Raw genomic sequence first — 6,368 nt, forward strand, 5'->3', positions numbered from 1 at the left:
GCATCCTATCCCTTTCTACTCAATCTTAGAAAATTCCTCAATATATCCTTACCCACCCTTGTAAGGATTGACTCAGGATGAAACTGAACACCCTCTATCAGAAACTCCCTGTGTCTTACACCCATTATCTCACCCATATCTGTCCATGCACTTATCTCAAGGCACTTAGGGAGCGTCTTTTTCTCTATAAGAAGGGAATGATACCTCGTTGCCTCAAAGGGATTTACTATCCCCTTAAAAATGGTTTTTCCATCATGATAAATCATGGATGTCTTTCCATGCATGAGTCTTTCTGCCCTTATGATTTTTCCTCCAAATGCAGAACCTATTGACTGATGTCCAAGGCACACGCCCAATATTGGAATCCTGCCTGCAAAGTGCCTTATTAAATCAACGGAGATTCCTGCCTCATTCGGAGTGCAAGGGCCAGGGGATATTACAATCCTCATGGGCTTGAGCCTTTCAATCTCAGGTATGGTTATCTTGTCATTCCTGAATACCCTTATGTCCTCGCCCAGCTCTCCCAAATACTGAACGAGGTTATAAGTAAAGGAATCGTAATTGTCAATCATCAATAGCATATTAGTCTTAGCTCGCCTCCTCTGCCATTTCAACTGCCTTCATCATCCCTTTGGCTTTATTGACAGTCTCCATGTACTCAAGCTCAGGCTTTGAGTCTGCCACTATGCCTGCACCTGCCTGCACATATATCATGTTGTTTTTCTTAATGAGTGTTCTTATGGTGATACATGTATCCATATTGCCTGTATAGCCGAAATACCCGACTGCACCTGAATACAACCCTCTTCTTAAAGGCTCAAGCTCCTCGATTATTTCCATTGCCCGAATCTTTGGAGCACCAGTGACTGTGCCTGCAGGGAAAGAGGCATTGAGGACATCGAATGAATCGAGCCCATCTTTTAGGATGCCCTCTACATTTGACACCATATGCATTACATGGCTATACCTTTCCACAGCCATAAGCTCTGTGACCTTTACAGAGCCTGTCTTTGCAACCCTTCCCACATCGTTTCTTCCTAAGTCAACGAGCATTATGTGCTCTGCCTTTTCTTTTAAGTCATCTTTTAGTTGTTTTTCGAGGGCTATGTCTTGTTCCTCTTTGTCACCCCTTCTTCTTGTGCCTGCTATTGGTCTTAAGGTAATCTTTCTGCCTTCAAGCCTGACGAGGATTTCAGGGGAGGAGCCAATCATCTCACAGTCCCCTGTATCTAAGTAATACATATAGGGAGAGGGGTTTATCACCCTCAGTGCCCTGTAGATGGAGAATGCATCGATATGGCAGGGCTTCTGAAACCTCTGTGATAAGACCACTTGAACGACATCTCCGTTAGAGATATAATCCTTTGCCTTCATAACTGCTGATTTGAATGCCTCCTTTCCCCCAAATGAGGAGACGAACGAATCGCCCCCTTTAGTGCCTTCTCCTGACCTGAACTCAAGGACATCTGGGGGCAATGGCTTTTTCAGTTTCTTTACTATGTTATTAATCTTTTCTCTTGCAGTTTTATAAGCAATTTCTGGGTCTTTGCCTTTTGTAGGCACAGTGGATAAAACCTTTATCGTTTGTCTTAGGCTGTCAAATATAAGCATTGTATCTGTGAGCATGAAAAACATATCAGGCAGTTCTATGTCTTTTCTTTTCATGTCAGGAAGTTTTTCCATGAATCTGACCATGTCGTAGCTCAGATACCCGACAAGACCGCCTGAGAACCTCGGAAGACCTGCTACCTTTAGTGCCTTGTAATTTTTCATTGTTTGTCTCAGGAAATCTATAGGGTCTTTGACCTCAAGAGAGTGTGTTTTTCCTTTCTCTATTATCTCAACCTGTGTTCCTGTTGCCTTTATGACCTTTGAGGGGTTTAGACCTAAAAAAGAATACCTTGCCCATTTCTCTCCGCCAACAACGCTTTCAAGTAGAAACGAGGGGCAGTCTCTTAGCTTCAAGAATGCAGAGACAGGGGTATCGGTGTCTCCTGATATTTCCCTGTAAACAGGGATGAGCCTGCCTTTTGCCGAAAGGGCAATATTTTTAAAGTCTTCTATGTCAGGGTATATCATGTTGACAAAGCACCTGATTATTAACTATATTTATTTATTATAACCGATTGTCCTTATTAATTTTTAATATGCGGGTGTAGCTCAGTTGGTAGAGCACAACCTTGCCAAGGTTGGGGTCGCGGGTTCAAGTCCCGTCGCCCGCTTTGAAGCCAAGAAAAATCTTACGATTTTTCTTAGAAAATAAATATTAAAGAGGTCTCCAAAAAGTCATAGACTTTTTGGAGCTATATGGCGGCGTACCCAAGTGGCTAAGGGAGAGGTCTGCAAAACCTCGATGCATCGGTTCAAATCCGATCGCCGCCTCTTTAACTATCTCGTTAAAATATACCCTGCGCCTGCCTCTGTCCACTCTGAAGGCTCAATCTGATTAAGCCTTCTTACGAGGTCGCTTATCATGCCTGTGGATTTTGCATCATAGACTTTAAACATTCCTTCCTGAAATCCTAATGAAACAAGCTCTTCTTTTTTCTTTGTGGCTATGACCTTAATCCATTCTTCAGCAGTATTTTCCCTGTATTCAGGAAGAAAAAGTGCCTTCAGTCTTATCGAACTTTTTAGAGGCGGAAACTCGTATGGCTCCCCTGCCTTTATGAAATTTTCCCGATTCACAGAATTCGGCAAAAGCACTGTTACAGAGCCATCTACTGCAACTGAGAATATATAAACATAACAATCCGAGCTTGCCTGATAGAAGAGCTTTACCTCCTCGCCTTCTTTTAGCTCTGTCTTTGAAAGCGAGAGTTTTATGGAAATCCCCTCACCTTTTTCAGGATAAACAGGTATGATGAGTGCCTTTAAACTGACCTTGTAGAGGAATCTGTCTTTTTCATCCCAGCCCTCTTTTATAATTTCAATTTTATCTATTTTACCCCTCACACTTGCATATATGAGGTCTTCCTTAAGCTGACTGTTTGACACAAGGGTATGTGACCTTATGAATGTGCCGACTGCCTCTTCAATTGCCTTTCTCTGGGCGTCCTTTTTTGCACGCTCTTTTACCTCTTTTGGGGTGTCAAGCTCACCCATGTAGGCTTCGCCCTCTGCAGTAACCCAGATAGGTGCAGAAGAGGCAAAGACACTTGACGCAAATAAGAAAGCGCCGATGATTAGTGTCATTGCGAGTCCTGATGCTTCGGGGCGAAGCAATCTATTGCTTTGGGTATGCTTCATCACTTTCTCAGGTTAAACCTTCCTCTCAGTTTCTCTATCTCCGGGCTTATGCTCGGAGACTGCTGAACATTAAGCTCCTTTGCCTCGTTTTCAACCAAAGGCTTTATATATTCATAAATCTCAGCAAGGCTCTTTTTGCCCTCTTTTAGTGCTTTAAGAAAATAATATGTGAATACCCCATGACCTCTTTCAGGATTAGATGTGCTTATATCAGTTCCCTGTGTTGAGGTCAAAACTGCCATGTTTTGAGGTAATATTAAACCCTCTACTGTCATCACCAATGGTCTTGCTCCTTTTGCTAAAACACTTCTTCCACCTGAGCCTGAAAAACAGGAATCCAAGACAACTACTACCTCAGCTACCTGCAATTTGCCCAGATTATCATAAAGCCTTTTTAATGGATACCCTGTAAGCTCAAGGTAATTAGGGTCTCCATCATATGGGACAAGATATGCATCACCTGTTTTTGGCTCTGGTGCACCATGTCCTGAGTAATAGACAAAAACACGACTTTCAGGCTTTGCCTTATTTTTTAGCCATCCCTCAATGGATTTTTCAATGCCTGATTTCGTTGCATCAGTGTTTGTTACAAATTGTATATTTCTTTCAGCAAAGCCCAATGCCTTAAGATATGCCTTCATTAATTTTGCATCATCATATGAGTAATCTGATTTTGGGACATTCTTGTACTGCTCTATGCCGATTACAACAGCAATATCCATTGGGCTTACTACCTGCTCTGCGGTATTAAGGACCTGGACCGCATCTATACCCTCAGAAGCCACAGGTGTAAAAAGTGGTGTCTCTTTAGCCTCCACTTTCACGACCTTTATTTCAGGAGCCTCCTTATTAAGGGCAAGCTTTATGTCAGGTCTCAGGGAAAACCTCTTTCGCTCCTCATCTATACTGAATGAGACAGGCAGGGTTTCAGCGCCGCTATATCTCTGTGTAACCGCTATGCTGAAAACAGCCTTCTTTGACTCGCCCGGATTAAGTATGCCGAGGACTACCTTATTGTCACCGAATACCTTGACATTGGGGTCCCCTGACTCTATTGTAACTACCACACCTCTTGCTATGCCCATGCCTGCATTCTGAACAGTAAGGGTTATATTAGTCTCCTTGCCTTTTGTGATGACCCTTCTTCCCTCAGAGTCCTCAATATTTAGTTTTGCGAGCTGTAAGACAGGTGGGATAAGCTGGCTCGTCTTAAAGGATAAAATCACAGGCTGGGAGTCAAAGCCTCCTGACTCTATAAGGGTTGCCTTTAAACTAACATCCTTTGTTAAAAGAGCCTCATCTGCGGATATATCTATAGAGACTGTTTTTTCCTCATTAGGGTTTATGTTGCCGATAGAGGTCTCTTTAGCAAAACTCATGCCCTTAACTGACTCATTCGGGATAAGTCTGATGTGGACATCAAATGCTGTGCCTTTACCTGTGTTTTTAGCCTTTATAAAGATTGTCCCTTTTTCTTCTGCGTCAAGGATATTGTTTCCTGAAGGCTCGGAAAAAGTTAGAGAGACTATGTCAATTACAGGTGGAGCCTTCTGTGGAGGGGGAGTCTTCTGTTGAGCAATATATTTACCTTCCATTGCATACCCAAGCAGGGAAACAATCTCTGTACGACCATTCTTTACCGCATATATCAAAGCAGTATTGCCAAAATTGTTTTTTGCATTCACATTGGCGCCTTTGTTAAGAAGGGTCTGGACAATCTCTGTATGACCACCCACTGCCGCATACATCAAAGCAGTATTGCCATTATTGTCTTTTGCATTCACATCAGCACCATGCTGTAAGAGACTTTTAACTTTATTAATATCACCCTTTTCTGCCGCCCTTCTCAGGTCATCATTAATGTCTGCATAAATAGTAAGGGGAATAAAGAGCGCAGAGATAAGCAGGGCAAGGGTTAAGACAATTGAGATTCCGAAACAAGTTCGGAATGACATAAGCGAAAATACCTTTTTCATAAGAGACCTCCTGAAATTGTCATCATACACCCTATCTGTCATGCTGTCCCGACACTTCGGGATTCAGCATCTCAGTTTAGCATCTCTTAGACCCTGAAATAAATTCAGGGTGACAAAATATAAAAACCTTTTTCATAAAACCCTACTTAAATGTCATTATATCAGAAAGATTCCTGACAAGCAGGAATGACGGAAGCGGAAAAGCCTTTTTCATAAACCCCTCCTTAAAAACTCTTTCCTTTAAGTAAAAGGCTAAAGAAGTCAGGATGAAGGGACAAGCTCAGCTTTAACAGGAAGGGTCTTAACATCCTTTGCATCTTTAAACCATTTCCTAAAGTTTAGAATTGAAAACCCAACCACCTCACCATTAACAGGACTAACCCTGAGAAAGAAATCAGCCTCTACTTCCTTAGAGATTGCCTCTTTAGGCTCGCCCAAAGAGACATCCAGTATATCTCCCTCATCATCATAAGCTATCTTTATTTCTTTTCCCATAAGGTCTCTCCTTTCTTTATTATATCAGTAATATAACAGGTAAGAATAAATGACCGCAATCCTTTCTTTGCTACTACGAGCAAATACTTTCCCGAAAAAATATCTCCATAGAACTTATAGTAAAGCACTACATCCTTGTCCCTCATGCTTTCCTTCATGTAATCAGGCACCAATAAAACTTCTTGAATCCTTTCTTTATAAGGTTCAACCTCAGGATGCTCCTTTATAATGTGATGCCATCTCTCATCTGTAAGCTCAATTAAGTCTTTAAAGATGTCCTTTAATATCAAAGTCTATTTACCAATCGCTAAAGCCAATACCAAAAGTAAAAGATGCTTGCATCAAAGCAGTCCTGCCATCATTCTTTTTTGCATTCACATCAGCACCTTTGTTAAGGAGTTCTTTAATTTTGGCAATATTACCTTGTTTTGCTGCATCAAACATCTCAGCATTAATGCCTGCATAAATGGAAAGGGGAACAAAAAGCACAGAGATAAGCAGGAATAGGACGCCAGTTCAATGAGGAAGTGCAACACTTGGGGCTACGAAGGAGTTACCCTAAGTGTTTATGGAGAGACGATATAAGCAACTTAATTTGGAAGAGAGGGACAGGATAACGGAGTTGAAGGCAAGGGGTTTTAGCCTGAG

General features: G+C 41.9%; 7 protein-coding genes and 2 tRNA genes. 2 read left to right on the forward strand and 7 right to left on the reverse strand.

Annotated features, from left to right (window positions below):
* Positions 1-5: 5 nt before the first annotated feature.
* Together pabA and trpE are read right to left on the reverse strand one after the other, a co-directional pair.
* The gene (gene pabA, locus HY805_06650) at positions 6-581 is read right to left on the reverse strand and encodes an aminodeoxychorismate/anthranilate synthase component II (protein ID MBI4823893.1); all 576 of its coding nucleotides are present in this window, start codon (positions 579-581) and stop codon (positions 6-8) included.
* Positions 582-588: 7 nt separating this feature from the next.
* Positions 589-2,079: an anthranilate synthase component I gene (gene trpE / locus HY805_06655; GenBank protein MBI4823894.1), complete on the reverse strand. Its 1,491-nt coding sequence runs from the start codon at positions 2,077-2,079 to the stop codon at positions 589-591.
* Positions 2,080-2,149: 70 nt separating this feature from the next.
* On the opposite strand from trpE, the gene HY805_06660 reads away from it, so the two are divergent.
* Together HY805_06660 and HY805_06665 are read left to right on the forward strand one after the other, a co-directional pair.
* Positions 2,150-2,222, forward strand: a tRNA-Gly gene (locus HY805_06660).
* Positions 2,223-2,309: 87 nt separating this feature from the next.
* Positions 2,310-2,382, forward strand: a tRNA-Cys gene (locus tag HY805_06665).
* 6 nt (positions 2,383-2,388) lie between these two features.
* Here the strand turns inward: HY805_06665 and HY805_06670 are convergent.
* From HY805_06670 to HY805_06690, 5 genes are all read right to left on the reverse strand, one after another.
* A complete protein-coding gene (locus HY805_06670) occupies positions 2,389-3,249 on the reverse strand; it encodes a DUF4384 domain-containing protein (protein MBI4823895.1) in 861 nt (286 codons plus the stop codon).
* Positions 3,249-5,225, reverse strand: coding sequence for an ankyrin repeat domain-containing protein (locus tag HY805_06675; protein MBI4823896.1), 1,977 nt, complete (start codon positions 5,223-5,225; stop codon positions 3,249-3,251). Before HY805_06675 ends, HY805_06670 begins: the two co-directional genes overlap by 1 nt.
* A gap of 261 nt (positions 5,226-5,486) precedes the next feature.
* Complete coding sequence (locus HY805_06680) at positions 5,487-5,720, reverse strand: DUF2283 domain-containing protein (protein ID MBI4823897.1); 234 nt, start codon at positions 5,718-5,720, stop codon at positions 5,487-5,489.
* On the reverse strand, positions 5,705-6,010 hold the full coding sequence (locus HY805_06685; GenBank protein MBI4823898.1) for a hypothetical protein: 306 nt from the start codon (positions 6,008-6,010) through the stop codon (positions 5,705-5,707). Before HY805_06685 ends, HY805_06680 begins: the two co-directional genes overlap by 16 nt.
* Positions 6,011-6,017: 7 nt before the next feature.
* On the reverse strand, positions 6,018-6,164 hold the full coding sequence (locus HY805_06690; protein MBI4823899.1) for an ankyrin repeat domain-containing protein: 147 nt from the start codon (positions 6,162-6,164) through the stop codon (positions 6,018-6,020).
* Between the last annotated feature and the right edge of the window lie 204 nt (positions 6,165-6,368).

It is taken from the genome of Nitrospirota bacterium (genome assembly GCA_016207905.1).
Taxonomy (GTDB): domain Bacteria; phylum Nitrospirota; class Thermodesulfovibrionia; order Thermodesulfovibrionales; family JdFR-86; genus JACQZC01.

Excerpts from the sequence above, each read along its gene's own strand:
- pabA (MBI4823893.1), bottom strand. The coding sequence starts at position 581 with ATGCTATTGATGATTGACAATTACGATTCCTTTACTTATAACCTCGTT.
- trpE (MBI4823894.1), bottom strand. The coding sequence starts at position 2,079 with ATGATATACCCTGACATAGAAGACTTTAAAAATATTGCCCTTTCGGCA.
- HY805_06670 (MBI4823895.1), bottom strand. The coding sequence starts at position 3,249 with ATGAAGCATACCCAAAGCAATAGATTGCTTCGCCCCGAAGCATCAGGA.
- HY805_06675 (MBI4823896.1), bottom strand. The coding sequence starts at position 5,225 with ATGAAAAAGGTATTTTCGCTTATGTCATTCCGAACTTGTTTCGGAATC.
- HY805_06680 (MBI4823897.1), bottom strand. The coding sequence starts at position 5,720 with ATGGGAAAAGAAATAAAGATAGCTTATGATGATGAGGGAGATATACTG.
- HY805_06690 (MBI4823899.1), bottom strand. The coding sequence starts at position 6,164 with ATGTTTGATGCAGCAAAACAAGGTAATATTGCCAAAATTAAAGAACTC.